Here is a 26,631-nt window from a genome sequence, read left to right as displayed (position 1 = left end):
CGAACCGGTGCGCCGCACGCCCCGGCGCTCGGTGCGGTAGCGCTCGGGGGCGGTCACGGCGCCTGCTCCCCGCCCCCGCCGGTCGCCCCGCTGCCGCCGGTCCCGCTCCCGCCGGGCTCCTCGCCCTCGCCGGGCGCCCGGCCGGACTCCTGCCGCGCCTTGACCTCCGCCAGCTCGTGGCGGTGCTCCGCGGCGGCCAGGCGGTCGGCCTCCAGCATCTCGTGCACCGAGTTCATCAGCGTCTCCATGTCCACCACGCCGATGAACTCCCCGCGCCGCCCGGTGACCGCGACGCGTCCGCCGCTGTCGGTGAGCACCGCCTCCAGCGCGTCGCGCAGCGTGGCGTCCCGGGTCACCGTGTGCGTGACCGGGGTGCCGGAGCGGGCCAGCGAGCCCCTGGCCCGCATCAGGTCGCCGCGCCGCAGCCACTTGTACGGGCGCCTGCGGTGGTCGAGCAGCAGCAGCTCGTTGTGCTGGCTCATCCGCAGCCGGTCGAAGATCGACTGCAGCGGCTCGTCCACCGTCAGCGCGGCGAAGTCGGCGATCTCCACGTCCCGCACCCGGGTCAGGTTGAGCCGCTTGAGCGCCGCGCCGGCGCCGACGAAGCCGGAGACGAACTCGTCGGCCGGGTTGGTGAGGATCGCCTCCGGGGTGTCGAACTGCGCGATGTGCGAGCGCTCGCGCAGCACCGCGATCCGGTCGCCCAGCTTGATCGCCTCGTCGAAGTCGTGGGTGACGAAGACGATCGTCTTGTGCAGTTCGTGCTGGAGCCGGATCAGCTCGTCCTGGAGGTGGTCGCGGGTGATCGGGTCGACCGCGCCGAACGGCTCGTCCATCAGCAGCACCGGCGGATCGGCGGCCAGCGCCCGCGCCACGCCCACCCGCTGCTGCTGCCCGCCGGACAGCTGCCGCGGGTAGCGGCCGTGGAACTCGCGCGGGTCGAGGCCGACCAGGTCGAGCATCTCCTCCACCCGGTCCCTGACCCGGGACTTGCCCCAGCCGACCATCTTCGGCACCAGCGCGATGTTCTCGGCGACCGTCATGTGCGGGAAGAGCCCGGAGGACTGGATCGCGTAGCCGATCTTGCGGCGCAGCCGCACCGGGTCGATGTCGGTCACGTCCTCGTCGCCGATGCGGATGCGGCCCGAGGAGGGCTCGATCAGCCGGTTGATCATCTTCAGCGTGGTGGACTTGCCGCAGCCGGACGGCCCGACCAGGATCACCGTCTCGCCGGCCTTGATCTCCATCGTGACGCTCTCCACCGCGGGCCGCGGGTTGCCGGGGTAGCGCTTGGTCAGGTCCTCCAGGGCGATCGGGGCGCCCGCCGCCTGGGTTCCGGAGCCGGCTGGGGAGGCGGACTTGGAGGCGGTCCCGGAAGCGGTCCCGGAAGCGGTCCCGGAAGCGGTCCCGGAAGCGGCGGACGCGTCTCCGGACGCCGCCCCGGACGCGGTGACGGGTTCAGCCACGGATCCCCCTCGGGATGGTCAGCCGTCCGATGAGCACGTACGCGGCGTCGAAGAGCAGCGCGAGCACCACGATGCCGAGGGTGCCGGCGAGCACCTCGTTGAGCGCGTTGGCGCTGCCGAGGGAGGCGATGCCGCGGAAGATCTCGTTGCCCAGGCCCGGACCGGAGGCGTACGCGGCGACCGCGGCGATGCCCATCAGCATCTGGGTGGCGACCCGGATGCCGGTCAGGATCGGCGGCCAGGCCAGCGGCAGCTCCACCCGCAGCAGCCGGGCGGTGCGCGACATGCCGATGCCGCGGGCGGCCTCCACCAGCGTCGCCTCCACCCCGCGCAGCCCGACGATCGCGTTGCGGACGATCGGCAGCAGCCCGTACAGCACCAGCGCGGTCACCGTGGGCGGCACGCCGAGGCCGAGCACCGGGATCAGCAGGCCGATCAGGGCCAGCGAGGGGATGGTCAGGATCGTCGCGGTCGTGGTGGTGGCCAGGTCGCCGGCCCAGCGGCTGCGGTACGTGACGACGCCGATCAGCACGCCCAGCACGGTGGCCACCACCATGCACTGGAAGACGGCGCTGGCGTGCTGGTAGGCGTCGGCGAGCAGTTGCTGATGACGGTGTGACAGGTACGACCAGAAGCTCACGTCCCGCCGCCTCCCGCGCCGCGGCCTCGCGTTCCGGACCGCTCACACGTCCCGGGCCGCCTGTTCGACCAGCGGGATGATCCGCAGCGGCACCGGGTTCTCCATCACGATCGCCGTGGCCGCTCTGACAATCCCATCAAAGCCCACGACGCGATCGATCACCCGCTGGAGATCGGCGTTGGAGCGGGCCACCAGCCGGCACAGCATGTCGCCCTGGCCGGTGGTGGTGTGCAGCTCCAGCACCTCCGGCACACCCGCCAAGTGCGCCCGTACATCGGGTCCTTGGCCCTGCTTGATCTCCAGCGTCGCGAAGGCGGTGACGGGGTATCCGAGCGCCGCCGGGTCCACCTGCGGGCCGAACCCGCGGATCACCCCGTTGGCCCTCAACCGGTCGAGCCGGGCCTGCACCGTGCCGCGGGCCACGCCGAGCCGCCGCGACGCCTCCAGCACCCCGATCCGCGGCTCCCGGTCCAGCAGCGTGATCAGCCGCCCGTCCAGCGCGTCGATCCCCATCCCCGCCCGCCTCCCCAGGTTTGCCGCGGCAGTCCGCGGTGCAGCGTGGTCACTGTGTACAGATTGACCGTACGATCCTGGCTCCGGCTATGCATCCTGTCCAGGGAAATCCGGAACTGTTGCGCACTCTGAAGGGCGGGGAGACGCTTTTCCCATGACTGCACCCAGTGGGACCCAGGATGCCTTCCCCGTCAACGGCATGGACGCCGTCGTCTTCGCCGTGGGCAACGCCAAGCAGGCGGCCCACTACTACTCCACCGCGTTCGGCATGCGCCGCGTGGCCTACGCGGGACCCGAGAACGGCAGCCGCGAGACCGCCTCGTACGTACTGGAGTCCGGCGGCGCCCGGTTCGTCTTCACCTCGGTGATCAAGGCCGAGACCGAGTACGGCCGGTTCCTGGCCGGGCACGTCGCCGAGCACGGCGACGGCGTGGTCGACCTCGCCATCGAGGTCCCCGACGCCCGCGCCGCCTACGCCTACGCGGTCGAGCACGGCGCCACCGGCCTGGAGGAGCCGTACGAGCTGAAGGACGAGCACGGCACGGTCGTGCTCGCCGCGATCGCCACCTACGGCCAGACCCGGCACACCCTGGTCGACCGCTCCGGCTACGACGGCCCCTACCTGCCCGGGTACGCCGCCGCGGAGCCCATAATGGAGCCGCCGGCCCGCCGTTTTTTCCAGGCCGTCGACCACTGCGTGGGCAACGTCGAACTGGGCCGGATGGACGAGTGGGTGGCCTTCTACAACCGGGTCATGGGCTTCACCAACATGAAGGAGTTCGTCGGCGACGACATCGCCACCGAGTACTCCGCGCTGATGTCCAAGGTCGTCGCGGACGGCTCGCGCAAGGTCAAGTTCCCGCTCAACGAGCCGGCGGCTGGCAAGAAGAAGTCGCAGATCGACGAGTACCTGGAGTTCTACGGCGGCCCCGGCGTGCAGCACATCGCGCTGGCCACCAACGACATCGTCGCCTCGGTGCGGCAGATGCGGGCGGCGGGCGTGGAGTTCCTCGACACCCCGGACTCCTACTACGACACCCTCGGCGAGTGGGTCGGCGACACCCGCGTGCCGGTGGACACCCTGCGCGAGCTGAAGATCCTCGCCGACCGCGACGAGGACGGCTACCTGCTGCAGATCTTCACCAAGCCGGTGCAGGACCGGCCCACCGTGTTCTTCGAGATGATCGAGCGGCACGGCTCGATGGGCTTCGGCAAGGGCAACTTCAAGGCGCTGTTCGAGGCGATCGAGCGCGAGCAGGAGCGCCGCGGCAACCTCTGACGCCCCCGCGCCCGACCCGCGGCGCCGTGCGCCGGGCCCGTGGCCGGGTGCCGCGGGCCCGCGCCGGCCTGCGGCGCAGCCACTTCCGCGGGACGGACCCTCCTGCGAGGCTGATCGCATGCATGACGAACTGACCGCCGCGCTGCGCGAGGCCCTGCCGCCGGAGGCGGTGCTCGTCGACCCCGACGTCACCGCCTCCTACGCCCACGACATGGCGAGCTTCTCCGAGGCCGGGACGCCCGCGGTGGTGGTGCTGCCGCGCACCGTCGAACAGGTGCGGCACGTGATGCGCACCGCGACCGCGCTGCGGGTCCCGGTGGTGCCGCAGGGCGCCCGCACCGGCCTGTCCGGCGGCGCCAACGCCGTCGAGGGCTGCATCGTGCTGTCCACGGCGAAGATGGACCGCATCCTGGAGATCGACCCGGTCGACCGGATCGCGGTGGTCGAGCCCGGCGTGGTCAACGCGGTGCTCTCGCGCGCGGTCGCCGAGCGCGGCCTGTCCTACCCGCCGGACCCCTCCAGCTGGGAGATGTGCACCATCGGCGGCAACATCGGCACCGGCGCCGGCGGCCTGTGCTGCGTGAAGTACGGGGTCACCGCCGAGTACGTGCTCGGTCTCGACGTGGTGCTCGCCGACGGGCGGCTGCTGCGCACCGGCCGGCGCACCGCCAAGGGCGTCGCCGGATACGACCTGACCCGGCTGTTCGTCGGCTCCGAGGGGACGCTCGGCGTCGTGGTCCGGGCGGTGGTCGCGCTCAAGCCCGCGCCGCCCCGGCAGCTCGCGCTGGCCGCCGAGTTCCCGTCCACCGCCGCCGCGGGCGCGGCGGTCTGCTCGATCATGGAGAGCGGTCATGTGCCGTCCCTGCTGGAGCTGATGGACGCCACCACCGTCCGCGCGGTCAACGCGATGGCGAACATGGGCCTGCCGGAGACCACCGAGGCGCTGCTGCTCGCCGCCTTCGACACCCCGGACCCGGCCGCCGACCTGGCCGCGGTCGGCGCGCTGTGCACGGCCGCGGGCGCCACCGAGGTGGTGCCGGCCGAGGACGCCGCCGAGTCCGAACTGCTGCTCCAGGCGCGGCGGATGTCGCTGACCGCGCTGGAGCGGGTGTCCACGGCCACGATGATCGACGACGTGTGCGTGCCGCGCGGCCGGCTCGCGGACATGCTGGAGGGCGTCGCCGGGATCGCCGAGGCGTACGGCCTGACGATCGGGGTCTGCGCGCACGCCGGCGACGGCAACACCCACCCCGTGGTGTGCTTCGACGCGCGGGACCCCGAGGAGTCGCGGCGGGCCCGCGAGTCCTTCGACGCGATCATGGCGCTCGGCCTGGAGCTGGGCGGCACGATCACCGGCGAGCACGGGGTGGGCCTGCTGAAGAAGGAATGGCTGGCACGCGAGCTGGGCCCGACCGGCCTTGAGCTGCAGCGCGGGCTGAAGGCGGTCTTCGACCCGCTCGGGCTGCTCAATCCGGGCAAGCTGTTCTGACCGCGGCACGCGCGGGGCGGTCAGGCGCTCGCGTCCGGGGTGTCGTCCCGGCTGCCGGGCCGCCGCGAAGGGTCCCGCGGCCACCCCTCGTCGCCAGCGGCCGGCGCGAGCAGCGCGCCCAGCGCGTCGTCCAGGCCCAGCTGCTCGTGCTCGGTGCCCGGCGGCACCATGCGCAGGGTGCGCTCCAGCCACGCCGCGACGACCGAGGACGGCGCCTCCAGCAGCGCGTCGCCGTCGGGGGAGCTGAGGGCGAGGCAGATCACGCTGCGGGCGTTGACCTTCGTCGGCCAGATCCGCACATCACCGTGGCCGCACGGCCGGAACACCCCCTCGACGAGCAGTTCGCGGGCGAACGTCCAGTTCACCGGGGCGTCCGAGCCGATGTGGAAGGTGATGTGCACCGCGTACGGGTCGTCCGTGCGGTAGGCCAGCCTGGCCGGAACCGGAATGCTGCGCTCCGGTGAGAGTACGAGCTGCATCTCGAGTTCGCGTTCCACCACGGTCTGCATGTGTCCGACGTCCTTTCCTTGGCGCGGTGGCCCCTGGGCGGTGTGCGCATGGACCCTGCACCTGGAAGAGAGCGCGTGCCTCTCCAACCATTACGCGGGTTCCGCGAATTTCCCTCAACTTCTCGGAAGCCCGGGTGCGCGGGCGCTCGGGGGAGTAAGACGGGGAGTGACGCTCTGCCCGCGGCCGGGCGGCGCGCGGGGCGGCACGCGCGCAGTCGCGGGGTGGTGTCCGGCAGGGCGGGCCCGGGCGCTGCGCCGGTCTGGTAGATGTGGACGTGCATCCATGCCCCGGCCGAGCAGATACGGAATCGTGAACCATGAGCGCACCCACGTCTGGCTCCTCCGGTTCTTCCGCCACGCCCTCCTCGTCGTCCGGTTCCCCGGTTCCCGGTTACTACCCCGATCCGTCGATCCCCGGCTACATCCGCTACTGGAACGGCTCCGCCTGGGTGCCGGGAACCAGCCGCCCCGCGCCGGCGGATCTCCCGGTCCCGGAGACGGGGGAGGCGGGGGCGGCGGGGGCGTCCGGCGTGGCGGGCGCGGCGAACGCCGCGCCGGGGGCGCAGGGTCCGCGGGCCGGGGCGTCCGGGGTTCCCGGGGCGTCCGGAGTTTCCGGAGCCGCCGGTGCGGCGGGGGCGGGACTGGACGAGTCGGGGCCGATGTTCCTGGACGAGGACCCGTCGGCGCCGCGCGCGCAGTTCGGCAGGGCGCCGCAGGTGCCGCAGCCGCGCCCGGCCGACCGCCCCGGCCCTCCGGCCGACGCCGACCCCTCCGCGCCCTCGGCCCTGTCCGCCGCGTCCGCGCCCGCCCCGCAGAGCCCGTACGCCGCGCCCGACCACTACGCCGCGCCCGAGCCCTACGCCGCGCCGGCCCCGCAGGACCCGGGCGCGAGCGACCCGCGGGCGAGCGACCCGCGCTCGGCGTCCGCGGACACCCCGTCCTGGCCGCGCGTCCTGCCCCCGGGCGCCGAACGCCCGGCCATCTCATGGGGCGCCCAGGCCCGGCAACCCGGCGCCTGGCCCGACCCGGAGACCGCCGGTCCGCCGGCCGGTCCGCCCGGCGCGGACGCGCCTGCGGGTTCTGCGGGTTCTGCGGGTTCCGGTGAGCCCGGGGCCTGGCCCGAGCCGCGGACCGGCGGTCCTTCGGGCGGCACGCCCAGGGCGGACGCGCCGTCCGGCCCGGACGGGCGCGGGGCCGGGTGGCCCTCCGCGGCGTCCGCGCCCGAGGAGGGCGGGGCCTGGCCCGGCCCGCGGGGCAGGCCCCAGGCTGTGCCCGGGCAGGGCGGCGGCCCGGCGGGGGAGGCGGCCGGCGGGCGCGGCGCGCTGCCGCAACTGCGGCCGGGGCAGCCCGTGGCGCGGCCGCAGCCCTTCGCCGGGGACGCGCGGCAACAGCCCGGGCCGCAGGCGGGGCAGCCCGCGCAGCCCGGTGCGCAGCCCCAGTCGCAGGCGCTGTCCGGACAGCCGGGAACGCCGCCGGCGGCGCGCCCGTTCGGCGCTGAAGCCCCGCCGCAGGCGCAGCCTCGTGCGTTTTCCGCGGAAGCCCAGGCGCAGGCGCAGCCTCGGCCGTTCGCCGGGGAAGCCGCGCCGCAGGCGCAGCCGTTCGGGGGCGAGGGCGGGTGGGCGGCACGGGTGCAGGGGCTGGCGCGGGAGGGCGGCGCGCAGGGGTGGCGCCCGCCGCCCCCGGACCCGTTCGGGCTCGACCGGGGCAGCGACCGGCCCGGCGGCCTGGTCCGGCGCTTCGCCGCCCGGGTGATCGACGGCGTGGTGGTGGGCGCGCTGACCGCCGCCGCGGCGGTCCCGCTGGGCTCGGCGGCGTACCACCACGCCAAGGACAAGGTCGACCAGGCGAAGCTGACCGGCGAGACCGTCAAGGTGTGGCTGATCGACAGCACCACCGGCGCCGAACTCGCCGCCGTCCTCGCCGTCTTCCTGCTGGCCGGCATCCTGCTGGAGGTGCTGCCCACCGCGAAGTGGGGCCGCACCCTGGGCAAGAAGCTGGTCGGGCTGCGGGTGCTGGACATCGAGGCCCAGCTGCCGCCCGGCTTCGGCGCGAGCCTGCGCCGCTGGCTGGCCAGGAACGTGCTCAACGCGCTCGTCGTCGGCCTCGTCGGCGTCGCGTGGTGCCTGTTCGACCGGCCGTGGAAGCAGGGCTGGCACGACAAGGCGGCCCGCACCTTCGTGGCCGGCGGCTGACCGGCGGGCCCGGCCGGCCCGTCCGCCGCGCGCTCGTCGCCCCCGCCCGGGGACGATCCGGCCGCCGCGCCCGCATCGCCCCCGGCCGGGGACGACCCCGCCGCCGCGCCCGCGTCGCCCGAACGGGTCGCGCGGCGCGCGGGCGGCCCGCCCCCGGGTTTGACTCGGTGCATGAGCACCGACCAGCCGCCGCCCGGGCCCCCTGACGACCCGTCCGCCAAGCCCCGGGGGACGCCGGCTCCGGTCGGCCCCCCGACCCGCCGCCGGACCAGCCCCCGCCCGGCAGCCCCTACGGCAGCGGCCCGCACGGCGCGCCCCCGCCGGGCGGCCCCGAGGTCCCCGGCGGCCGCAGCCCGTACGACCGGGACCCGTACAGCGCCCAGAACCCGTACGACCAGCCCCCACCGGGAGGTCCGGGCGGTCCGGGCCCGGGAGGTCCGGGCGGGCAGAACCCGTACGACCAGAACCCCTACGGCGGCCAGGACCCGTACGGCGGCGGCCAGGACCCGTACGGCCGGAACCCCTACGCCGGCGGTCCCGGCGGCGGTCCCGGCGGGGGGCAGGACCCGCTGGCCGGGATGCCCCCGCTCGCGGCCGGCGGCAAGCGTGTCCTCGCCCGGATCATCGACATCGTCATCGTGCTGATCCCCGCGTTCCTGCTGGACTGGGCCTCGGTCGGCCTGCACGGCAGCGACTTCACGGCCGGGCGCTCCGCGGTGGGCGGGGTGTTCACCGCCGGGATCGGCTTCCTCTACGAGTTCGTGATGACCCGGTCCACCGGGCAGACCTTCGGCAAGCGGGCGATGGGCCTGCGCGCGGCGATGCTGGACAACGGCGCGGTGCCCACCGCGCAGGCGTCCGCGCTGCGCGCGCTCGTGCTGTGGCTGCCGGCGTTCTGCTGCAGCTGCGTGTGGTTCCTGATCATCGGGATCACCGTCGCCTTCGACCGGCCGTACAAGCAGGGCCTGCACGACAAGGCGGCCAAGACCGTGGTCGTGGAGGCGGCCTGACCCCCGGGCCCCGGCCCGGGGGCGGCGGCGGGAGCGGTCGCCGGCGGGCCGACGCCGAGTCACATCCCGTGCGCCGCGGGCCCGCGGGGGCGGCGTGCGCCCCCGCGGGGGATGCGCACGCGCCCTGTACCGTCCCCCGGACGGCTGGTTTACTCGACAGGCATGACCGCTGCGCAGCCCACCGGCATGGCCCCGCTCGCGACCCTCGGACAGCGCGTCCTGGCCCGGCTCGTGGACACCGCGGTCCTGGTCGGGCTGGACCTGCTGATGTCCGCCGCGGTGCTCGGCGGCGCGATGTCGCGGCCGGACGACGTCTCGTACGGCCGTCAGGTGCTGGTCGGGGTGCTGACGTTCGCCCTGTACTTCGCCTACGAGGGCGCGATGACCGCCGCGCGCGGCCAGACACTGGGCAAGCTGATGCTGCGCATCCGCGCCGCCCGGCTGGCCGACGGCGCGGTACCCGGGCAGGCCGGCTGGACCAGGGCCGCGGTCTACGCGCTGCCGGGCGCGCTCGCCGTGCTGCTGGTCGGACCGCTGTTCTGGCTGCTGAACTCGCTGTGGTGCGTGTGGGACCGGCCGTACCGGCAGTGCCTGCACGACAAGGCGGCCAGGACCGTGGTGGTCACGGCCGTCTGAGCCGGCGGCCGGGCGCGTCAGCGGCGCAGCGACGGCTCGCGCGCGGCGGCCTGCGCGCGGTCGGCGACCCGGGCCCGCGGCACCGCGGCCGTGGCGGGAGCGGCGGCCGTCACCCTGCCGCTGCCGCTGCCGCTGCCGCTGCCGCTGCCGCTGCCGCGCGCCAGCGCCACCGCGACGCCGAGGCCGAGCGCCAGCCCGGCCGCGGCCAGGCCCGCGACCGCGGCGCCGGAGCGTGCGCCGGTGGCCAGCAGCAGCACGAGGGTGGCCAGGACGACGGTCAGCGAACCGTAGGCGATGTGCGCGGGCGTAGGACGCGGCATGGCGGCGATCCATCCTCGGGGTACGTCGGTGCGGGGGCACATGACGGGAGCTCAAGGGCTGGTGTCGGTGCGGGGTCTGGCGGTGGCGCGGGGCGGGGCGGCGCCGCGGGGGAGCGGCGTCCGCACGAACTCTACGGATGCGCATGCCCGTCCCCGACACCGGGTAAGCCTTGCCTCACCTGCGGCACGGAGCACAAGGGGGCGCACGGGGTCGCACGCCTGACGGATGTCCGCGCGCCGACGTGCCGTCCGCTGAGCGGACCGCGATCCCCGGAAACCGGCAACCGTACTGGTGTGCCATGCTCAAGTCAAGATCTGTCTTTTCCCCGGCGCAGCCGGTGCAATGGCCTTTCCCAAGGGGAGGTCAAGGAATTGTGAACAGACAGCAGCGGATCACCCAACCCGCGGTACTGGCCCTGGCGATAGCCGCGTTGGCCGTGCCCGCGGCCACCGCCTCGGGCGCCTGGGCGGCGACCCCCGGCCAGGCGCCGGCGACCCCCGCGACGTCGGCCGCCGCGTCGGCCGCGCACGACCCGGCGGCGAGCGAACCGCACGACCTGCCGGGCCCGTTCAGCAAGCAGCAGGCCGCCGAGCACGACGCCGCGCTCCAGCAGGTCGTCGCCGGGCAGACCGCCGTCCAGCAGCGCGGCGGCTCCCAGGTCGTCCAACTGCGCGGCTCCAAGGGCAAGAAGAGCAAGTACGTGGAGCTGGGCCGGGAGAAGACCGACAAGATCTTCACCATCCTCGCCGAGTTCGGCGACCAGGTCGACGACACCACCACCTACGACCCGGACGGCCCGGACGGTCCGCAGCCCCCGGCCGCCAAGTACGGCGGCACCGCGGGACCCGCGCACAACACCATCGCCGCGCCCGACCGGGCGAACGACAACTCCACCGCCTGGCAGGCCGACTACAACCGGCAGCACTTCCAGGACCTGTACTTCTCGCACGCCAAGGACACCGAGTCGCTGGCGAAGTACTACGAGAAGCAGTCCTCCGGCCGCTACTCGGTGGACGGCGAGGTCGCCGACTGGGTCAAGGTGCCCTGGAACGAGGCCCGTTACGGCTCCAACTACTGCGGCTCCTCGATCTGCTCCAACGCCTGGGACCTGATCCGCGACGCCACCACCGCGTACGTCAGCGACCAGAAGGCGCAGGGCCGCACCGACGCGCAGATCAAGGCCGACCTGGCGCAGTACGACCAGTGGGACCGCTACGACTACGACGGCGACGGGAACTTCAACGAGCCGGACGGCTACATCGACCACTTCCAGATCGTGCACGCCGGCGAGGACGAGTCCGCGGGCGGCGGCGCGCAGGGCGAGGACGCGCTGTGGGCGCACCGCTGGTACGCCTACGGCACCGACGCCGGCCGCACCGGCCCGGCCGGCAACAAGGCCGGCGGCACCCAGATCGGCGACACCGGCATCTGGGTCGGCGACTACACCCTCCAGCCGGAGAACGGCGGACTCGGCGTCTTCGCCCACGAGTACGGCCACGACCTGGGCCTGCCGGACGAGTACGACACCACCTACGTCGGCGAGTCCAACGTCGCCTTCTGGTCGCTGATGTCCTCCGGCTCCTGGATGGGCACCGGCAAGAACGCCATCGGCGACCTGCCCGACGACATGAGCGCCTGGGACAAGCTCCAGCTCGGCTGGCTCAACTACGCCTCGGCGAAGGCCGCGACGCCGTCCACGACGAAGCTGGGCGTCGCCGAGTACAACACCAAGGACAAGCAGGCGCTGGTCGTCCAGCTGCCCGACAAGGCCGTCACCACCCCCGTCGCCACCCCGCCCGAGGGCGCCAAGCAGTGGTGGAGCGGCATGGGCGACAACCTCGCCAACACCCTGACCCGCCCGGTCGACCTCACCGGCGCCTCCACCGCCTCCCTGGACCTCAAGGGCTGGTGGGACATCGAGGAGAACTACGACTACCTCTACACCGAGGTCTCCGCGGACGGCGGCGCCACCTGGACCGCGCTGGACGGCACCGCGAACGGCAAGGCGCTGCCGCGCGACGGCGGCGACGTGCCCGCGCTGACCGGCACCTCCGGCGGCTACGAGGACCTGTCCTTCCCGCTGGACGCCTACGCCGGGAAGCAGATCCAGCTGCGCTTCCGCTACCTCACCGACGGCGGCGTGGCGCAGAAGGGCTTCGCGGCCGACGCGATCACCGTCACCGCCGACGGCGCCACCGTCGTCAGCGACGGCGCCGAGGGCGACGACAACGGCTGGACCGCCAAGGGCTTCTCCCGCATCGGCGCCTCCCTGACCAGCGACTACCCGCAGTTCTACATCGCGGAGAACCGGCAGTACGTCTCCTACGACGCCACCTTGCGCACCGGCCCGTACAACTTCGGCTGGGCCGGCAGCCGGCCCGACTGGGTCGAGCACTACCCGTACCAGAACGGCCTGCTGATCTGGCTGTGGGACACCTCGCAGCCCGACAACAACGTCGGCGTCCACCCCGGCTCCGGCGAGATCCTGCCGATCGACGCGCACGCCAAGCCGGAGAAGTGGTCGGACGGCACGGTCATGCGCAACCGCATCCAGGCCTACGACTCGCCGTTCAGCTGGTACCCGACCGACGGCTTCACGCTGCACGACGACGGCGTCACCGCCCGTGTCCCCGCCAAGCTCGGCTCGCCGGTCTTCGACGACCACAGCGGCACGTACTGGTCCAGCGGCAACCCGACCGGCGGCGTCAAGGTGCCGGACACCAACACCAGGATCACCATCGTGAACGAGGCGTTCGACGGCAGCACGATGACGGTCCGGGTCGGCCCGTCGCACCGCTGATCCGCCGCTTCCGCGACTCACCTCGCGCACGTCGCCGACCTGCGCGGATACCGCGTCCGGCCGTCGTCCCCTGGTGGGCGGCGGCCGGAGGCCGGACCATGGGGGCATGGCCGTCGGCGGATTCACCAGGCTCCCCAGCGGCACGGTCGTCGTCGCGCTCAGGCTGCCGCACCCCGGCTACCCGGAGCACACCGTGCGCGTGGTGGTGCACGCCCGCAGCCGGCAGCGCGCGCTGACCCGGCTGAGCAACCTCGGCTTCCGCGGCGCCCGCATCAGCGGCAACGCGGAGCCGCCGACGCCGGACGAGACGTCGGCCGTGCTGCACCACCCGGACGGGCTGATCTGGCGGGACTACCGCGCGCGCGGCGCGGACCCCTGGCACCCGATCTCCGCCCTCGGGCGGGTGACGGGACCGGTCCCGCCGCCGTAGCCGCCGCGCACGGCCCGCCGTGGGGCCGCCCGGCGGGCGTCAGCCCGCGACGACGGGGTTGCCGGTCAGCCGCACGCCGTTGTCGCGCAGCTCGGCCAGCGCGCGCTCGGTGGTGGCCGCGGCGACGCCCGCGGTCAGGTCGAGCAGCACCCGGGCGGTGAAGCCCTCGCGGGCCGCGTCCAGCGCGGTGGCCCGCACGCAGTGGTCGGTGGCGATGCCCACGACGTCCACCTCGGTCACCTCCCGCGCCCGCAGCCAGTCCGCCAGCGCCGAGCCGTGCTCGTCGGCGCCCTCGAAACCGCTGTACGCGGCGGCGTAGGCGCCCTTGTCGAACACCGCGTCGATCGCGCCGGAGGCGACCGCGGGCGCGAAGTTCGGGTGGAACCCGACGCCCTCGGTGCCGGCCACGCAGTGCGGCGGCCACGACTGCACGAAGTCCGGCTCGGCGGAGAAGTGCGGGCCGGGGTCGATGTGGTGGTCGCGCGTCGCCACGATGTGGCGGTACGCGGTGCCGGCCGCCTCGCCGATCAGGTCCGTGATCGCGGCGGCGACGTCGGCTCCGCCGGGGACCGCGAGGCTGCCGCCCTCGCAGAAGTCGTTCTGCACGTCGACGACGATGAGTGCGCGGTGCATGGTGCCCTTCCGGCGGATTGCGGGGACGGAGCCGCAGTCGCGTGACTGCTTCATGTGCTCCTCGTGTACGTGGCCGAGCGTAGGCCGCCCCGCACCCCGGCGGTAGGCCAACCCGACGCCGGGCCTTGCCCCCGCCCGTCAGCTCGGCACTGGGCCTCAACCCCCAGGGGCGCGGGGAACTGCGCGAGCAACCACCCACATGCCGGTGGTCCTGGGGGCACCTCCCAGGCGAAGCTCTGGGGGAGGACCGAACAGCCCCTTCGGGGCGGTGACGACCCGCGGGCGCGCGGTGGCTTGTCGCGCAGTTCCCCGCGCCCCTGAAAAGACGGCGCAGCCCACTACGTGCCGGCCACGTACTCCGTGGGGAGGACGGGCTCGCCCCGGGAGAGCTGCGTGGCGGACAGCGGCAGACCCGCGCGCGCCTCGATGTGCCGGCTGCGCGCCGCGTCGAGCGGCTCGCGCCCGGTGACGACGCCGCCCCGCACGAGAGGCACCAGGAGCTGCCGCTCCACGAGCGAGTCCGGCACCGGCCCGGTGCCGACCACCTCCGCCTCCGCGACCCCGTCCTCGTCCAGCCGCCGCGCCGCCCACTTGCGCCCGCCGACGCTCGTCTTGCCGCCCATGGACTTCTTGGCCACCGGCGCCAGCGGCGCGTCCGGCGCGTCGGAGGCGGCCCGGGCCACCAGCTTGTAGACCATCGAGCAGGTCGGGTACCCGCTGCCGGTGACCAGCGACGTGCCGACCCCGTACGCGTCCACCGGCGCCGCGGCCAGCGACGCGATCGCGTACTCGTCCAGGTCGGAGGTGACCACGATCTTGGTGTGCTTCGCGCCCAGGTCGTCCAGCTGCTGCCGCACCCGGTGCGCGAGCAGCAGCAGGTCGCCGGAGTCGATCCGGACCGAGCCCAGCTCGGGCCCGGCGATGTCGACGGCGGTGCGCACCGCGGCGGCCACGTCGTAGGTGTCGACCAGCAGCGTGGTGCCGCGGCCCAGGGACTCGACCTGCGCGGTGAAGGCGTCCCGCTCGCTGTCGTGCAGCAGGGTGAACGCGTGCGCGCTGGTGCCGATGGTCGGCAGCCCGTAGCGGAAGCCGGCCGCGAGGTTGGAGGAGGAGCGGAAGCCGCCCACGTAGGCGGCCCGCGAGGCGGCCACCGCGGCCAGCTCGTGGGTGCGCCGGGCGCCCATCTCCATCAGCGGCCGGCCGCCGGCGGCCACCGCCATCCGGGAGGCCGCCGCGGCGATCGCCGAGTCGTGGTTGAGGATCGACAGCACCACCGTCTCCAGCGCCACCGCCTCGGCGAAGCTGCCCTCCACCCGCAGGATCGGCGAGCCGGGGAAGTACACCTCGCCCTCGGGGTAGCCCCAGACGTCGCCGGTGAAGTGGTAGCGGGACAGCCAGTCGAGGGTGCGGGCGTCGACCACGCCCTCGCGCTCCAGGAAGTCCAGCACCGGCGCGTCGAAGCGGAAGTTCTCGATCGCGTCCAGCACCCGGCCGGTGCCGGCGACCACGCCGTAGCGCCGTCCCTCGGGCAGCCGGCGGGTGAAGACCTCGAAGACCGAGCGGCGGTGCGCCGCGCCGCTGTTCAGCGCCGCCTGCAGCATGGTCAGCTCGTACCGGTCGGTGAACAGCGCGGTGGACGGCACGTCCACCGGCAAACCCAGCTCTGCTGTGCTCATACGACGATGCTACCCCACATCTCGTCAAACTGACGAGATCTCGGGCGGTCCGCGGGCCATTTGTGCGACACGCCACAGGAGCGGCAGCATGGGTTACGTGAGTGTTGCCCCCACCGAGATCGAACGTCCCGAGTCGCGCGAAGCGCCCTTCGAGGTCCCCGACCCGGACGTTCCGTGGGTCACGATCGTCCACAACGACCCCGTCAACCTGATGAGCTACGTCACCTACGTCTTCCAGGCGTACTTCGGCTACTCCAAGAGCAAGGCCACGGAACTGATGAAGGACGTCCACTACAAGGGCCGGGCCGTGGTCTCCAGCGGCACCCGCGAGGAGATGGAGCGCGACGTGCAGGCGATGCACGGCTACGGCCTGTGGGCGACGCTGTCGCAGGACCGCTGATGGCGCGCCGACGCGCCCGCGCGGGCCTCTTCCGGTCGGTCTCCGGCGGCGGCGCGGCCATCGCGCTGGACGAGGTGGAGACGTCCATCCTGCGCAGCCTCGCGGTGCAGATGATGGAGCTGATCGGCCCCGGCGACGGTCCGGCCGACGCCGACGGCGCCGAGCGGGACCCGCTGGCCGAGCTGTTCGCCGAGGGCCCGTCCAAGCCGCCGGAGGACCCGGCGCTGGCCCGGCTGTTCCCGGACGCCTACGAGGACGGCAAGGACGCCGCCGAGTTCCGCCGGTTCACCGAGAACGACCTGCGGGCCCGCAAGCGCGACGACGCGCTGGCGGTGATCCGCGCGCTGGACGCCGGCGGCGACGAGCTGCGGCTGACGCCCGAGCAGTCCCGGCAGTGGCTCGGCGCGCTCAACGACCTGCGGCTGACCCTCGGCACCCGGCTGGAGGTCACCGAGGAGGAGAACGACGAGCTGTACCGGCTGCCGGACAGCGACCCGCGCAAGCCGCTGGTGATGGCGTACCTGTGGCTCGGCGGCCTCCAGGAGTCCCTGGTCGCGACGCTGCACCCGTGACGGTGCGCCCGTGACCGCGCGCCCGTAGCGGACCGCGACGCCGCCCCCGCTCCTAGCGGACCGCGACGCCGCCCCCGCCCGTACCACCGCGACGCCGCTGCGGCGGCTGGGCCGTTCCGGTGGCCGCGGGCGGCGGGTGCGGCGCGCCGGCCGCCCGCCGGGTACGGATCGGGCATGACGGACGCCAGCACGGACGCCAGCACGGACGCCGGCCGCGGCGCGGGCGACGAAGGCTACGAGCGGGGGCTCGGCAGCCGCCAGGTCCGCATGATCGCCATCGGCGGCGCCATCGGCACCGGGCTCTTCCTGGGCGCCGGGCGCGCCATCCACCAGGCCGGCCCCGGCCTGGTGCTGATCTACGCGGTCGCCGGCGCGGTGATCTTCTGCATCATGCGGGCGCTCGGCGAGCTGCTGTCCTACCGCCCGGTGGCCGGGTCCTTCGCCGACTACGCGCGCGAGTTCCTCGGCCCCTTCGCCGGCTTCGCCACCGGCTGGACGTACTGGCTGATGTGGGTGGTGACCGGGATGGCCGAGGTCACGGCCGCCGCGACCTACCTCGCGTACTGGTGGCCGGCCGTCCCGCAGTGGCTGGCCGCGCTGGGCTTCCTGGTGCTGCTGCTGGCCGCCAACATGATCTCGGTGCGGCTGTTCGGCGAGCTGGAGTACTGGCTGTCGATGATCAAGGTGACCGCGATCGTCGGCATGATCCTGATCGGCGTGGGCGTGCTCACCCTGGGCCTGGGCGCGGCCGGCGACACCGCGTCCGTCGGCCACCTGTGGCGCGACGGCGGCTTCTTCCCGCACGGCGTCGGGCGCGCGCTGCTGACCCTGCAGATCGTGATGTTCGCCTACGTCGCGGTGGAGCTGGTCGGCGTCACCGCCGGCGAGGCGAAGGACCCGCGGCGCACCCTGCCGAAGGCGATCAACACGCTGCCGTGGCGGATCGCGCTGTTCTACGTGGGCGCGCTCGCGGTCATCCTGTGCGTGGTGCCGTGGACGGTCTTCCGGCCGGGCGTGAGCCCCTTCGTCGAGGCGTTTGCGCGCATCGGCATCCCCTTCGGCGCGGGCATCGTCAACTTCGTGGTGCTCTCCGCGGCGCTGTCCTCCTGCAACTCCGGGATGTACTCCACCGGCCGGATGCTGCGCGACCTGGCCGCCAACGGGCAGGGGCCGCGGATCTTCGCCCGGCTCACCGGCCGCCGCACCCCCGCGGCCGGCATCCTCGCCTCGGTCGCCGTGATGAGCACCGGTGTGTGGCTCAACTACGCCGATCCGCAGGGCGCGTTCACGTACATCACCGCGTTCGCGACGGTCGCCGGCGTGTGGACCTGGGGGGTGATCCTGGCCGCGCACATCCGCTACCGGGCGGCGGTGCGGGCCGGCCGGGCGGAGCAGGCGTGGTTCGCCGCGCCCGGCGGGGCCGCCGCGAGCTGGTGCGCGCTGGTCTTCCTCGCGGCGGTCGTGGTGCTCATCGGCGCCGACGCCCAGGCCCGCGTCTCGCTGTACGGCGCGCCGGTGTGGGCGGCGGCGCTGGCCGCGGGGTACGCGGCGCTGCGCCGCCGGGCGCGCCCCGGGCGGCCGGCGGGCCCCCGCACCGGCCCCCGCACCGGCTCCGGCCCCGGCTCCGAGCCCCGACCCGGCCCCGGCCCCGAGCCCGCCGGCGAGCCGGGTCCCGGCGCCGGCCCGCGGCCGGTCGCGGACCCGGCGCCGTAGCGCCCCCCGGGCCGGCGGGGAGCCCGGCGCGGGAGCCGGGGCCCCGGACCGCGCGCCGCGGGGTCTTGTTACCTTTCCGGCATGCTGACCATCACGCAGGAGCTGTACGACGCGATCGTCGCGCACGCCCGTGCCGACCACCCCGACGAGGCGTGCGGCATCGTGGCGGGCCCCGAGGGCAGCGACCGCCCCGAGCGGTTCGTGCCGATGCTGAACGCGGCCCGCTCGCCCACCTTCTACGAGTTCGACTCCGCCGACCTGCTCACGCTCTACCGGGACATGGACGACCGCGACGAGGAGCCGGTGGTCGTCTACCACTCGCACACCGCGACCGAGGCCTACCCCTCGCGCACCGACGTCTCCTACGCCAACGAGCCGGGCGCGCACTACGTCCTGGTGTCCACCGCGGAGGAGTTCCAGTTCCGCTCGTTCCGCATCGTGGACGGCACGGTCACCGAGGAACCCGTGCGGGTGGTGGCCTCCTACGCCTGATGTCCGGCATGCGGGACCGGCATCTCGGCAGGCCGGGGGAATCGATACCATGACGGCGAGGTTGTCCCTGGACGTCAACCCGCGTCGAACGCACTCATCAGGAGCGCTGTCATGGCCATCGAGGTCCGCATCCCGACCATCCTCCGCACCTACACGGACGGCCAGAAGGCCGTGGAGGGCACCGGGAGCACGCTCGACGAGCTGCTCACCGACCTGGACAGCCGGCACGCCGGGCTGCGCGAGCGAGTGGTGGACGGCGGCGAGCTGCGCCGCTTCGTGAACGTGTACCTCAACGACGAGGACGTCCGCTTCCTCAAGGGCATCGCCACCGAGGTCGGCGACGGCGACAGCGTGACCATCCTGCCCGCGGTGGCCGGCGGGTCCGCGGACGGTTCCGGCGCCCGGCCGCGCCGCGGCGCCTCGGCCGGCGGGCGCTGATGCGCTACGACAGCCCGCTGGCGGCGGTCGGCAACACCCCGCTGGTCCGCCTGCCGCGCCTGTCGCCGTCGGACGAGGTGAGCGTCTGGGCCAAGCTGGAGGACCGCAACCCCACCGGTTCGGTCAAGGACCGGCCCGCGCTGCACATGATCGAGCGGGCCGAGGCCGACGGCGTGCTCACCCCCGGCTGCACCATCCTGGAGCCCACCTCCGGCAACACCGGCATCTCGCTGGCGATGGCCGCGAAGCTCAAGGGCTACCGCATCGTGTGCGTGATGCCGGAGAACACCTCCGCCGAGCGCCGAGAGCTGCTGGCGATGTGGGGCGCGGAGATCATCTCCTCGCCCGCGGCCGGCGGCTCCAACACCGCGGTGCGCGTCGCCAAGGAGCTGGCCGCCGAGCACCCCGACTGGGTGATGCTCTACCAGTACGGCAACGCCGCGAACCCCGGCGCGCACTACGCCACCACCGGCCCGGAGATCCTCGCCGACCTGCCGACCATCACCCACTTCGTGGCGGGCCTGGGCACCACCGGCACCCTGATGGGCGTCGGCCGCTACCTGCGGGAGAAGGTTCCGGGCGTGGCGATCGTCGCCGCCGAGCCGCGCTACGACGACGTGGTCTACGGGCTGCGCAACCTCGACGAGGGCTTCGTGCCGGAGCTGTACGACGAGAGCGTGCTGACCACCCGCTACTCCGTCGGCTCGCAGGACGCGGTGCGCCGCACCCGTGAACTCCTCGCGCTGGAGGGCATCTTCGCGGGCGTGTCCACCGGCGCGGCGCTGCACGCCGCGCTGGGCACGGCGAACAAGGCGCTGCGCGCGGGGCAGCGGGCGGACGTCGTCTTCGTGGTCGCCGACGGCGGCTGGAAGTACCTGTCGACCGGGATCTACACCGCGCCCTCCACCGAGGCGGCGGTCGCCGCGCTGCACGGCCAGCTCTGGGCCTGAGCCCGCGGGCCCGGGCCCGGGCCCGGGCCCGCGGGCAGTCTTCTGCGGGTCTGCGGGCCGTCCGCGCCTTCGAACCGCCGCCCGTCCTGGTGATTCCGCCCACAACGGAGCGCTGTGGAGGAGCGGCGGCCCCGGCGGACGCTTACCCTTCCAGAACAGGGCCCGGCAGGGTCGAAACAGGTGCAGGACAGGTCCAGGACAGGCGGCGGACGGGCCCGCCACCCCCACCCCGGCCGGGACCGGGGGGATGCGGCGCGCCCACGGAGGTGTTTCCCGGCATGAAGCTCACCGTCGTCGGCTGCTCGGGCTCGTTCCCGTCCGCCGACTCGGCCTGTTCGAGCTATCTCGTCGAGGCCGACGGCTTCCGGCTGCTGATCGACATGGGCAACGGCGCGCTGGGCGAACTCCAGCGCCACTGCGGGCTGTACGACCTGGACGCGGTGCTGCTCAGCCACCTGCACGCCGACCACTGCATCGACATGTGCGCCTACTTCGTGGCCCGTTACTACCGCCACGACGGCGGCCCGGCGGCGGCGATCCCGGTCTACGGCCCGGCCGGCACCGAACGGCGGCTGAACATCGCGTACGGCGACGTGCCGGACGAGAAGTGCATGAGCGAGGTCTTCGACTTCCGCACCCTGGAGCCCGGTTCGTTCCGCCTCGGCCCGCTCACCGTCACCACCGACGCGGTCAGCCACCCGGTGGAGGCGTACGGCTTCCGGATCGAGCACGACGGCCGGACGCTGGCGTACTCGGGCGACACCGGGCCGTGCGAGTCGCTGCACGGGCTCGCCGACGGAGCCGACCTCTTCCTGTGCGAGGCGTCCTTCACGCACGGCAAGGAGGACATCCCCGAGCTGCACCTGAACGGCCTGGAGGCCGGGCAGTGCGCGCGGCGGGCGGGAGCCCGGCCGGTGCTCACCCACATCCCGCCGTGGACCAACCCGGCGGTCAACCTCCGCGACGCGCAGCACGCCTTCGGCGGCCCGGTGGAACTGGCCAAGTCCGGCGCGGTCTACGAGATCTGACGGCCGAAAGCCCCGCTACTTCACGTTGTCGCGCTCCATCTGCTCGCCGATCTCCGGCGGCTCGCGGCCCGGCGTCCTCAGATCGAAGAACGTGATCACGAAGCGGAAGAGCAGGTAGTAGACCACCGCGAAGCACGCGCCGATGACCAGGATCATCCACGGCTTGGTGGCCAGGTTCCAGTTCAGCCCGTAGTCGATCACGCCGGCCGAGAAGCTGAAGCCGTCCTTGACCCCGAGCCCCCAGCACACCGCCATCGACACCCCGGTGAGCACCGCGTGCAGCGCGTACAGGGCGGGCGCGATGAACAGGAACGAGTACTCGATCGGCTCGGTGATGCCGGTCACGAACGAGGTCAGCGCCACCGACAGCATCAGGCCGCCGACCTCCTTGCGGCGCTCGGGCCGCGCGGTGTGCGCGATCGCCAGCGCCGCCGCGGGCAGCGCGAACATCATGATCGGGAAGAAGCCGGTCTGGAACTGCCCGCCGCTGGGGTCGCCGGCCAGGAAGCGGGGGATGTCGCCGTGCACCACCGTGCCGTCGGGCTTGGTGAAGTCGCCGAACTGGAACCAGACGAAGGTGTTCAGGAACTGGTGCAGGCCCACCGTCAGCAGCGCCCGGTTGGCCACGCCGAAGATGCCCGCGCCCCACGCGCCGCGGTCGGCGAGCCACTTGCTGAAGCTGGTCAGGCCGTCGCCGATCGGCGGCCACACCCACAGGCACAGCAGCGCGAAGACGATCGCGACGCCCGACATGATGATCGGCACCAGCCGGCGGCCGTTGAAGAAGCCCAGCCAGTCCACCAGCCGGGTGCGGTGGAAGCGCTGCCAGAAGAACGCCGTGAGCAGGCCCATCACGATGCCGCCGAAGACGCCGGGGGTCTGGAAGCTCGCCAGCGTGGTGGTGCCGTCCTTGAGCGTGCAGGCGCCCGCGAGCTGGCCGAGCTGGGTGTAGTGGCTGCCCGGGGGGCAGTCCTTGGGGAAGCGGGTGAGGATGCCGAAGTAGACCAGGAACCCGGCGACCGCGGCCAGCGCGGTGGACCCGTCGGACTTCTTCGCCATGCCGATGGCCACGCCCACGCAGAACAGCAGCGGCAGCCCGAAGCTGCCGTCCAGCAGCGCGCCGCCGGCCCCGACGAAGACCTTCGCCAGCCGGTCCCAGCCGAGCCCGGTGCTGCCGAACACGTCGTCCTGGCCCAGCCGGTTGAGGATGCCTGCCGCTGGCAGCACCGCGATCGGCAACTGCAGGCTGCGGCCCATCTTCTGCAGGCCCTGGAAGAAGCGGCTGCCCCAGGACGGCCCGGGGAGTGCGGCCGCGGCGCTGTCCGTGCCCATCGGTGTCCCTCTCGTCCTGCCTCGTCCTCCCCGCCGGTGATCGCCATGCTGGTCCGGGGCGGCACGGACCGCCCGTGAAGTTGGGCCAACCGTGGGTTACGGTGACGAAACGGACCCGCCGGTGGGTCAGGAGGAACGGAGACACGCAGATGGCCACGAAGGCAGAGAAGATCGTCGCAGGTCTCGGGGGACTCGGGAACATCGACGAGATCGAGGGCTGCATCACCCGGCTGCGCACCGAGGTCAGGGACCCCGGGCTGGTGGACGAGGCCGCGCTCAAGGCGGCCGGCGCGCACGGCGTGGTCAAGATGGGCAACGCGATCCAGGTCGTCATCGGCACCGACGCGGACCCGATCGCCGCGGACATCGAAGACATGATGTGACCGGCGGGCGTGAAGCCGCGGGCGCTCACCCGGATAGGCTCATGCCATGTCACGATTCGACGGCCGCACCCCCGACCAGCTCCGCCCGGTCACCATCGAGCGGAGCTGGAGCAAGCACGCAGAAGGCTCCGTCCTGGTCTCCTTCGGCGACACCCGCGTGCTGTGCACCGCCAGCGCCTCCCAGGGCGTCCCGCGCTGGCGCAAGGGCAGCGGCGAGGGCTGGGTCACCGCCGAGTACTCGATGCTGCCGCGGGCGACCAACACCCGCGGCGACCGCGAGTCCGTCCGCGGCAAGATCGGCGGCCGCACCCACGAGATCTCCCGGCTGATCGGCCGCTCGCTGCGCGCGGTGATCGACTACAAGGCGCTCGGCGAGAACACCGTGGTCCTGGACTGCGACGTCCTGCAGGCCGACGGCGGCACCCGCACCGCGGCCATCACCGGCGCGTACATCGCGCTGGTCGACGCGGTGGACTGGATGCGCGAGCACCACTTCTTCCGGGCCAAGGCGCAGCCGGTCACCGGCTCGGTCGCCGCGGTCAGCGTCGGCATCGTCGACGGCGTCCCGCTGCTCGACCTCGCCTACGAGGAGGACGTCAGGGCCGAGACCGACATGAACGTGGTCTGCACCGGCGACGGCCGCTTCGTGGAGGTCCAGGGCACCGCCGAGGGCCAGCCCTTCGACCGCGCCGAACTCGACGCGCTGCTCGCCCTCGCGGCGGCCGGCTGCACCGAGCTGACCGCGGCGCAGAAGCTCGCCCTGGCCTGAGCGGACGCCGCACCCGACCCGGCCGCCCCGCTAGTCCGCCGCGCGGTCCCCGTACATCCGGGCGATCACGTCCTCGATGGCCGGCTCGCGCACCGACAGGTCCACCAGCGGGTAGCGGGCGGCCAGCGCCGCGACCAGTGGCGCGGCGCTCGCGGCGGCCGGGAAGGCGAACCACTGCCGCGGGCCCTCGGCCCGCACGAAGCGGGCGCCGCCGACCTCGGCCGGCGGCAGCTCGCGGGCGAAGTCCACCACCAGCGTCCGCTCGCTCTCGCCGGCCGCGTGCAGCCCGGCCAGGTCCCCGTCGTACATCAGCCGCCCGTGGTCGATCACCATCACCCGGCGGCACAGCGTCTCGATGTCGGTCAGGTCGTGCGTGGTCAGCAGCACCGTCGTGCCCCGCTCGGCGTTGACCGTGCGCAGGAACTCCCGCACCCGGGTCTTGCTGATCACGTCCAGGCCGATCGTCGGCTCGTCCAGGTACAGCACCTCCGGGTCGTGCAGCAGCGCCGCCGCGATGTCCCCGCGCATCCGCTGCCCCAGCGACAGCTGCCGCACCGGGGTGCGCAGCAGCGGCCCCAGCTCCAGCAGCTCCACGCAGGCCGCCAGGTTCGCCGCGTAGCGGGCCGGCGGCACCCGGTACATCCGCCGCACCAGCTCGTAGGAGTCGCGCAGCGGCAGGTCCCACCACAGCGTGGTGCGCTGCCCGAAGACCACGCCGATCCGCCGGGCCAGCCGGGTGCGCTCGCGGGTCGGGTCGATCCCGCAGATCCTGATCCGGCCGGCACTGGGGTTGAGGATGCCGGTCAGCATCTTGATCGTGGTGGACTTCCCCGCGCCGTTCGGCCCGATGTAGCCGACCATCTCGCCCGGCGGCACGGTGAACGTCACACCGTCCACCGCCCGCACCTGCTCGCGCACGCGGCGCAGCGCGCCCGCCTTGCGGCGCACGTCGAAGACCTTCTCCACCCCCTCCAGCGCGATGACCGGCGGCGGGTCGGCCGGCGTTCCCGGCGCGGACGGCATGGTGTCCATCGGCTCAGCTCCCTGTGCTGCGGTACGACCGCAGGCCCGCCCGCCATGCCGCGCCGGCCAGCGCGCAGCACACCAGGGCGACCGGCGGCGAGAGGAAGTCCACCCAGCGCGGCAGGCCGAGCGGATCGGGTCGGCCCAGCACGTACAGCGCGGGCAGCCAGTTGACGAACGCCAGCGGCACCACGAACACCACGCCGCGGACCAGCTCCTTGGAGAACACCGTCGGCGGGTACTGCAGCATCGTGTTGCCGCCATACGTCACCGAGCTCTGCACCTCCGACGCGTCGCCGGCCCGGAACTGGAACGCCGCGCCGGCCACGAACACCGCGCCGAAGATCGCCGCCCCCGACACCAGCGACACCGGCAGCAGCAGCACCTTCAGCGGCGTCCACGCCACGTCCACCCGGGCCACCGCCCAGCCCAGCACCAGCAGCCCCTGGACCACCCGGCCCAGCCGGCGCAGCGCGAAGCGGTCCGCCGCGACCTGCGCGAGCACCGGTGCCGGCCGCAGCAGCAGCGTGTCCAGGGTGCCGTCGCGCACCCGCCGCCCCAGCCGGTCCATCGACCCCAGCGCCAGGTCCGTCAGGCCGAAGGCGGTGGACGTGGTGCCGTACAGGAACGCCACCTCCGGCAGCGTGAAGCCGCCGAGCACGGTGATGTGCGAGAACATCATCATAATCGTCACGAAGTCCAGGCCGGTCGCGGCGAAGTTGCCCAGCGCCGTCATCACGAACGACGCCCGGTAGGCCATCGTCGAGCGCACCCACATCGCCACGATCAGCCGGTAGGCGCGCAGGCTCTCGGCGGCGCCGCGCGCCGCCCGGCCCAGCGCGGTGCGCGCCGGGGGCCGCTCCTGGCCCGGGGTCCCGGCCGGCTCCGCTCCCGCCGCCCGCGCGAGCGCGGTCTCAGCCACCCTGGACCACCACCCTGCGGGCCGCCACCGACTGCAGCGCCCGGCCCGCGGCCAGCAGCGCCAGCGCCCAGGCCGCCTGGAAGCCCAGCGCGCCGGCCGCGCCCGCGCCGCGGTGCCGGCCCAGCAGCACGTCCGCCGGCACCTGGAGCACCGCCGCCCACGGCAGCGCCCGCGCGATCTCGCCCAGCGCCCCGGGGAACACGCTCAGCGGCAGCAGCATCCCGGAGAAGAACAGCCCGAGCAGCCACGCCATCTGGCTCACCCCCGCGCCGTCCAGCAGCCAGAACGACGCCAGCGCCACCAGGAACCGCAGCCCGAAGCTCACCACCGCGCCCAGCGCCACCGACACGGTGAACAGCAGCCAGGTCAGCGGGTCCGCGGGCAGCGCCAGGTCGAAGACCAGCGCCCCGCACACCATCGGCGCCACCCCGCGGCCCAGCAGGTGGAAGCCGGCCCGGCCCAGGTCCGCCGCCAGCCACCACGCCTGCAGGTCGGCCGGCCGGTACAGGTCCACCGCGATGTCGCCGGAGCGGATGCGCTCCATCAACTCGTCCTCGAAGCCGCCGCCCATCAGCACCATCGTCATCAGCAGCGCCTGGCCCACCCACACGAAGGTCAGCGCCTGCCCCTGCGAGTAGCCGCCCAGGTGCGGCCGCTGGTCCCACAGCGCGATGTAGCTGTAGGAGATGATGAAGCCGAAGACCGTGTTGGTGAACACCCCCGCCGCGGTCGCCGTGCGGTACGTCGCGTACCGCCGGAAGCCGCGCGCCGCCACCGCCGCGTAGAAACCGTCCCGCACCGCCCCGCGCCCTCCTCGTCGGCACACCGGCCTTCTCGGCACACGAGCCGCCGACCCTAGTGCGCGGCGCTCCGCGGCCGCCACTGGTTTTCCCCCGGGCGGCCTGTCACAGCCCTGTCACGGATGCGTGCCGGTGTTCAGGGGCGGGCAGATGATGCGACAGTGTGTCTCGGATGCCTACGTGGGCGTACGGGAGCGTACGTAACGATTCGTCCA

The 26,631-nt window shown here is 73.8% G+C and carries 27 protein-coding genes; 16 read left to right on the top strand and 11 right to left on the bottom strand.

The annotated features are described in order from the left end of the window. Positions 1-53: 53 nt before the first annotated feature. From VSR01_RS13115 to VSR01_RS13105, 3 genes are all read right to left on the bottom strand, one after another. Positions 54-1,313, bottom strand: coding sequence for an ABC transporter ATP-binding protein (locus tag VSR01_RS13115; RefSeq protein WP_326453636.1), 1,260 nt, complete (start codon positions 1,311-1,313; stop codon positions 54-56). Between the two features lie 145 nt (positions 1,314-1,458). Next, positions 1,459-2,106, bottom strand: coding sequence for an ABC transporter permease (locus VSR01_RS13110; RefSeq protein ID WP_326449410.1), 648 nt, complete (start codon positions 2,104-2,106; stop codon positions 1,459-1,461). Between the two features lie 42 nt (positions 2,107-2,148). Further along, the gene (locus tag VSR01_RS13105; RefSeq protein ID WP_326449409.1) at positions 2,149-2,619 is read right to left on the bottom strand and encodes an Lrp/AsnC family transcriptional regulator; all 471 of its coding nucleotides are present in this window, start codon (positions 2,617-2,619) and stop codon (positions 2,149-2,151) included. A gap of 154 nt (positions 2,620-2,773) precedes the next feature. On the opposite strand from VSR01_RS13105, the gene hppD reads away from it, so the two are divergent. Further along, positions 2,774-3,898, top strand: coding sequence for a 4-hydroxyphenylpyruvate dioxygenase (gene hppD / locus VSR01_RS13100; protein ID WP_326449408.1), 1,125 nt, complete (start codon positions 2,774-2,776; stop codon positions 3,896-3,898). Between the two features lie 118 nt (positions 3,899-4,016). Continuing rightward, a complete protein-coding gene (locus VSR01_RS13095) occupies positions 4,017-5,387 on the top strand; it encodes an FAD-binding oxidoreductase (protein WP_326449407.1) in 1,371 nt (456 codons plus the stop codon). 20 nt (positions 5,388-5,407) lie between these two features. Here the strand turns inward: VSR01_RS13095 and VSR01_RS13090 are convergent, their stop codons facing one another. Further along, positions 5,408-5,896 carry an SsgA family sporulation/cell division regulator gene (locus tag VSR01_RS13090; RefSeq protein WP_326449406.1) on the bottom strand — a complete coding sequence of 163 codons (489 nt, stop codon included), beginning with the start codon at positions 5,894-5,896 and terminating at the stop codon, positions 5,408-5,410. A 317-nt stretch (positions 5,897-6,213) separates the two neighbouring features. Between VSR01_RS13090 and VSR01_RS13085 the strand changes: the two genes are divergently transcribed. The 3 genes from VSR01_RS13085 (at position 6,214) to VSR01_RS13075 (ending at position 9,734) form a co-directional block, all read left to right on the top strand. Then, entirely contained in the window at positions 6,214-8,088 is a 1,875-nt protein-coding gene (locus tag VSR01_RS13085; RefSeq protein WP_326449405.1) for an RDD family protein, read from the top strand. A 578-nt stretch (positions 8,089-8,666) separates the two neighbouring features. After that, positions 8,667-9,098, top strand: coding sequence for an RDD family protein (locus VSR01_RS13080; RefSeq protein WP_326449404.1), 432 nt, complete (start codon positions 8,667-8,669; stop codon positions 9,096-9,098). 162 nt (positions 9,099-9,260) lie between these two features. Beyond that, positions 9,261-9,734 (top strand): RDD family protein, encoded by a 474-nt coding sequence (locus tag VSR01_RS13075; RefSeq protein ID WP_326449403.1) that lies wholly within the window; start codon positions 9,261-9,263, stop codon positions 9,732-9,734. Between the two features lie 17 nt (positions 9,735-9,751). On the opposite strand, the gene VSR01_RS13070 is transcribed toward VSR01_RS13075, so the two are convergent. After that, the gene (locus VSR01_RS13070) at positions 9,752-10,054 is read right to left on the bottom strand and encodes a hypothetical protein (RefSeq protein WP_326449402.1); all 303 of its coding nucleotides are present in this window, start codon (positions 10,052-10,054) and stop codon (positions 9,752-9,754) included. A 374-nt stretch (positions 10,055-10,428) separates the two neighbouring features. On the opposite strand from VSR01_RS13070, the gene VSR01_RS13065 reads away from it, so the two are divergent. Both VSR01_RS13065 and VSR01_RS13060 read left to right on the top strand, forming a co-directional pair. Further along, the gene (locus VSR01_RS13065; RefSeq protein WP_326449401.1) at positions 10,429-12,855 is read left to right on the top strand and encodes an immune inhibitor A domain-containing protein; all 2,427 of its coding nucleotides are present in this window, start codon (positions 10,429-10,431) and stop codon (positions 12,853-12,855) included. 106 nt (positions 12,856-12,961) lie between these two features. Next, positions 12,962-13,285: a hypothetical protein gene (locus VSR01_RS13060; protein ID WP_326449400.1), complete on the top strand. Its 324-nt coding sequence runs from the start codon at positions 12,962-12,964 to the stop codon at positions 13,283-13,285. Positions 13,286-13,324: 39 nt separating this feature from the next. Here the strand turns inward: VSR01_RS13060 and VSR01_RS13055 are convergent, their stop codons facing one another. Both VSR01_RS13055 and VSR01_RS13050 read right to left on the bottom strand, forming a co-directional pair. Next, the gene (locus tag VSR01_RS13055) at positions 13,325-13,918 is read right to left on the bottom strand and encodes an isochorismatase family protein (protein WP_326453635.1); all 594 of its coding nucleotides are present in this window, start codon (positions 13,916-13,918) and stop codon (positions 13,325-13,327) included. 338 nt (positions 13,919-14,256) lie between these two features. After that, complete coding sequence (locus VSR01_RS13050; RefSeq protein ID WP_326449399.1) at positions 14,257-15,594, bottom strand: nicotinate phosphoribosyltransferase; 1,338 nt, start codon at positions 15,592-15,594, stop codon at positions 14,257-14,259. A gap of 88 nt (positions 15,595-15,682) precedes the next feature. Between VSR01_RS13050 and clpS the strand changes: the two genes are divergently transcribed. The 7 genes from clpS to VSR01_RS13015 all read left to right on the top strand — a co-directional run bounded on the left by clpS (position 15,683) and on the right by VSR01_RS13015 (position 21,187). Further along, a complete protein-coding gene (gene clpS / locus VSR01_RS13045) occupies positions 15,683-15,994 on the top strand; it encodes an ATP-dependent Clp protease adapter ClpS (RefSeq protein WP_326449398.1) in 312 nt (103 codons plus the stop codon). Further along, the gene (locus VSR01_RS13040) at positions 15,994-16,566 is read left to right on the top strand and encodes a DUF2017 domain-containing protein (RefSeq protein ID WP_326449397.1); all 573 of its coding nucleotides are present in this window, start codon (positions 15,994-15,996) and stop codon (positions 16,564-16,566) included. The genes clpS and VSR01_RS13040 overlap by 1 nt, the downstream gene beginning before the upstream one ends. Positions 16,567-16,740: 174 nt before the next feature. Continuing rightward, the gene (locus VSR01_RS13035; protein WP_326449396.1) at positions 16,741-18,279 is read left to right on the top strand and encodes an amino acid permease; all 1,539 of its coding nucleotides are present in this window, start codon (positions 16,741-16,743) and stop codon (positions 18,277-18,279) included. An 81-nt stretch (positions 18,280-18,360) separates the two neighbouring features. Further along, complete coding sequence (locus tag VSR01_RS13030) at positions 18,361-18,771, top strand: M67 family metallopeptidase (RefSeq protein ID WP_326449395.1); 411 nt, start codon at positions 18,361-18,363, stop codon at positions 18,769-18,771. A 111-nt stretch (positions 18,772-18,882) separates the two neighbouring features. Continuing rightward, positions 18,883-19,209 carry a MoaD/ThiS family protein gene (locus VSR01_RS13025; RefSeq protein WP_326449394.1) on the top strand — a complete coding sequence of 109 codons (327 nt, stop codon included), beginning with the start codon at positions 18,883-18,885 and terminating at the stop codon, positions 19,207-19,209. After that, on the top strand, positions 19,209-20,159 hold the full coding sequence (locus VSR01_RS13020; protein WP_326449393.1) for a PLP-dependent cysteine synthase family protein: 951 nt from the start codon (positions 19,209-19,211) through the stop codon (positions 20,157-20,159). The genes VSR01_RS13025 and VSR01_RS13020 overlap by 1 nt, the downstream gene beginning before the upstream one ends. Before the next feature lie 278 nt (positions 20,160-20,437). Then, entirely contained in the window at positions 20,438-21,187 is a 750-nt protein-coding gene (locus tag VSR01_RS13015; protein WP_326449392.1) for an MBL fold metallo-hydrolase, read from the top strand. Positions 21,188-21,202: 15 nt separating this feature from the next. Here VSR01_RS13015 and VSR01_RS13010 read toward each other — a convergent pair whose 3' ends face one another. After that, on the bottom strand, positions 21,203-22,519 hold the full coding sequence (locus VSR01_RS13010; RefSeq protein ID WP_326449391.1) for a PTS transporter subunit EIIC: 1,317 nt from the start codon (positions 22,517-22,519) through the stop codon (positions 21,203-21,205). Positions 22,520-22,668: 149 nt separating this feature from the next. Between VSR01_RS13010 and VSR01_RS13005 the strand changes: the two genes are divergently transcribed. Both VSR01_RS13005 and rph read left to right on the top strand, forming a co-directional pair. Beyond that, entirely contained in the window at positions 22,669-22,902 is a 234-nt protein-coding gene (locus VSR01_RS13005) for a PTS glucose/sucrose transporter subunit IIB (protein ID WP_326449390.1), read from the top strand. Positions 22,903-22,948: 46 nt separating this feature from the next. Further along, positions 22,949-23,671: a ribonuclease PH gene (gene rph / locus VSR01_RS13000; protein WP_326449389.1), complete on the top strand. Its 723-nt coding sequence runs from the start codon at positions 22,949-22,951 to the stop codon at positions 23,669-23,671. 30 nt (positions 23,672-23,701) lie between these two features. On the opposite strand, the gene VSR01_RS12995 is transcribed toward rph, so the two are convergent. From VSR01_RS12995 to VSR01_RS12985, 3 genes are read right to left on the bottom strand one after another with little or no spacing between them, the layout of a single operon-like run. Continuing rightward, positions 23,702-24,703, bottom strand: a complete 1,002-nt coding sequence (locus VSR01_RS12995; protein ID WP_326449388.1) for an ABC transporter ATP-binding protein — start codon at positions 24,701-24,703, stop codon at positions 23,702-23,704. A 4-nt stretch (positions 24,704-24,707) separates the two neighbouring features. Further along, a complete protein-coding gene (locus VSR01_RS12990; RefSeq protein WP_326449387.1) occupies positions 24,708-25,616 on the bottom strand; it encodes an ABC transporter permease in 909 nt (302 codons plus the stop codon). Further along, positions 25,609-26,415: an ABC transporter permease gene (locus VSR01_RS12985; protein ID WP_326449386.1), complete on the bottom strand. Its 807-nt coding sequence runs from the start codon at positions 26,413-26,415 to the stop codon at positions 25,609-25,611. The genes VSR01_RS12990 and VSR01_RS12985 overlap by 8 nt, the downstream gene beginning before the upstream one ends. Between the last annotated feature and the right edge of the window lie 216 nt (positions 26,416-26,631).

It is taken from the genome of Actinacidiphila sp. DG2A-62, from assembly GCF_035825295.1.
GTDB lineage: Bacteria > Actinomycetota > Actinomycetes > Streptomycetales > Streptomycetaceae > Actinacidiphila.
This window is presented reverse-complemented; position numbering and strand designations above follow the sequence as displayed.

What these genes read in the sequence shown, in the direction of transcription:
- VSR01_RS13105 (WP_326449409.1), bottom strand. Translation starts at nt 2,619, where the DNA reads ATGGGGATCGACGCGCTGGACGGGCGGCTGATCACGCTGCTGGACCGG.
- hppD (WP_326449408.1), top strand. Translation starts at nt 2,774, where the DNA reads ATGACTGCACCCAGTGGGACCCAGGATGCCTTCCCCGTCAACGGCATG.
- VSR01_RS13095 (WP_326449407.1), top strand. Translation starts at nt 4,017, where the DNA reads ATGCATGACGAACTGACCGCCGCGCTGCGCGAGGCCCTGCCGCCGGAG.
- VSR01_RS13090 (WP_326449406.1), bottom strand. Translation starts at nt 5,896, where the DNA reads ATGCAGACCGTGGTGGAACGCGAACTCGAGATGCAGCTCGTACTCTCA.
- VSR01_RS13085 (WP_326449405.1), top strand. Translation starts at nt 6,214, where the DNA reads ATGAGCGCACCCACGTCTGGCTCCTCCGGTTCTTCCGCCACGCCCTCC.
- VSR01_RS13080 (WP_326449404.1), top strand. Translation starts at nt 8,667, where the DNA reads ATGCCCCCGCTCGCGGCCGGCGGCAAGCGTGTCCTCGCCCGGATCATC.
- VSR01_RS13075 (WP_326449403.1), top strand. Translation starts at nt 9,261, where the DNA reads ATGACCGCTGCGCAGCCCACCGGCATGGCCCCGCTCGCGACCCTCGGA.
- VSR01_RS13070 (WP_326449402.1), bottom strand. Translation starts at nt 10,054, where the DNA reads ATGCCGCGTCCTACGCCCGCGCACATCGCCTACGGTTCGCTGACCGTC.
- VSR01_RS13060 (WP_326449400.1), top strand. Translation starts at nt 12,962, where the DNA reads ATGGCCGTCGGCGGATTCACCAGGCTCCCCAGCGGCACGGTCGTCGTC.
- VSR01_RS13055 (WP_326453635.1), bottom strand. Translation starts at nt 13,918, where the DNA reads ATGCACCGCGCACTCATCGTCGTCGACGTGCAGAACGACTTCTGCGAG.
- VSR01_RS13050 (WP_326449399.1), bottom strand. Translation starts at nt 15,594, where the DNA reads ATGAGCACAGCAGAGCTGGGTTTGCCGGTGGACGTGCCGTCCACCGCG.
- clpS (WP_326449398.1), top strand. Translation starts at nt 15,683, where the DNA reads ATGGGTTACGTGAGTGTTGCCCCCACCGAGATCGAACGTCCCGAGTCG.
- VSR01_RS13040 (WP_326449397.1), top strand. Translation starts at nt 15,994, where the DNA reads ATGGCGCGCCGACGCGCCCGCGCGGGCCTCTTCCGGTCGGTCTCCGGC.
- VSR01_RS13035 (WP_326449396.1), top strand. Translation starts at nt 16,741, where the DNA reads ATGACGGACGCCAGCACGGACGCCAGCACGGACGCCGGCCGCGGCGCG.
- VSR01_RS13030 (WP_326449395.1), top strand. Translation starts at nt 18,361, where the DNA reads ATGCTGACCATCACGCAGGAGCTGTACGACGCGATCGTCGCGCACGCC.
- VSR01_RS13025 (WP_326449394.1), top strand. Translation starts at nt 18,883, where the DNA reads ATGGCCATCGAGGTCCGCATCCCGACCATCCTCCGCACCTACACGGAC.
- VSR01_RS13020 (WP_326449393.1), top strand. Translation starts at nt 19,209, where the DNA reads ATGCGCTACGACAGCCCGCTGGCGGCGGTCGGCAACACCCCGCTGGTC.
- VSR01_RS13015 (WP_326449392.1), top strand. Translation starts at nt 20,438, where the DNA reads ATGAAGCTCACCGTCGTCGGCTGCTCGGGCTCGTTCCCGTCCGCCGAC.
- VSR01_RS13010 (WP_326449391.1), bottom strand. Translation starts at nt 22,519, where the DNA reads ATGGGCACGGACAGCGCCGCGGCCGCACTCCCCGGGCCGTCCTGGGGC.
- VSR01_RS13005 (WP_326449390.1), top strand. Translation starts at nt 22,669, where the DNA reads ATGGCCACGAAGGCAGAGAAGATCGTCGCAGGTCTCGGGGGACTCGGG.
- rph (WP_326449389.1), top strand. Translation starts at nt 22,949, where the DNA reads ATGTCACGATTCGACGGCCGCACCCCCGACCAGCTCCGCCCGGTCACC.
- VSR01_RS12995 (WP_326449388.1), bottom strand. Translation starts at nt 24,703, where the DNA reads ATGGACACCATGCCGTCCGCGCCGGGAACGCCGGCCGACCCGCCGCCG.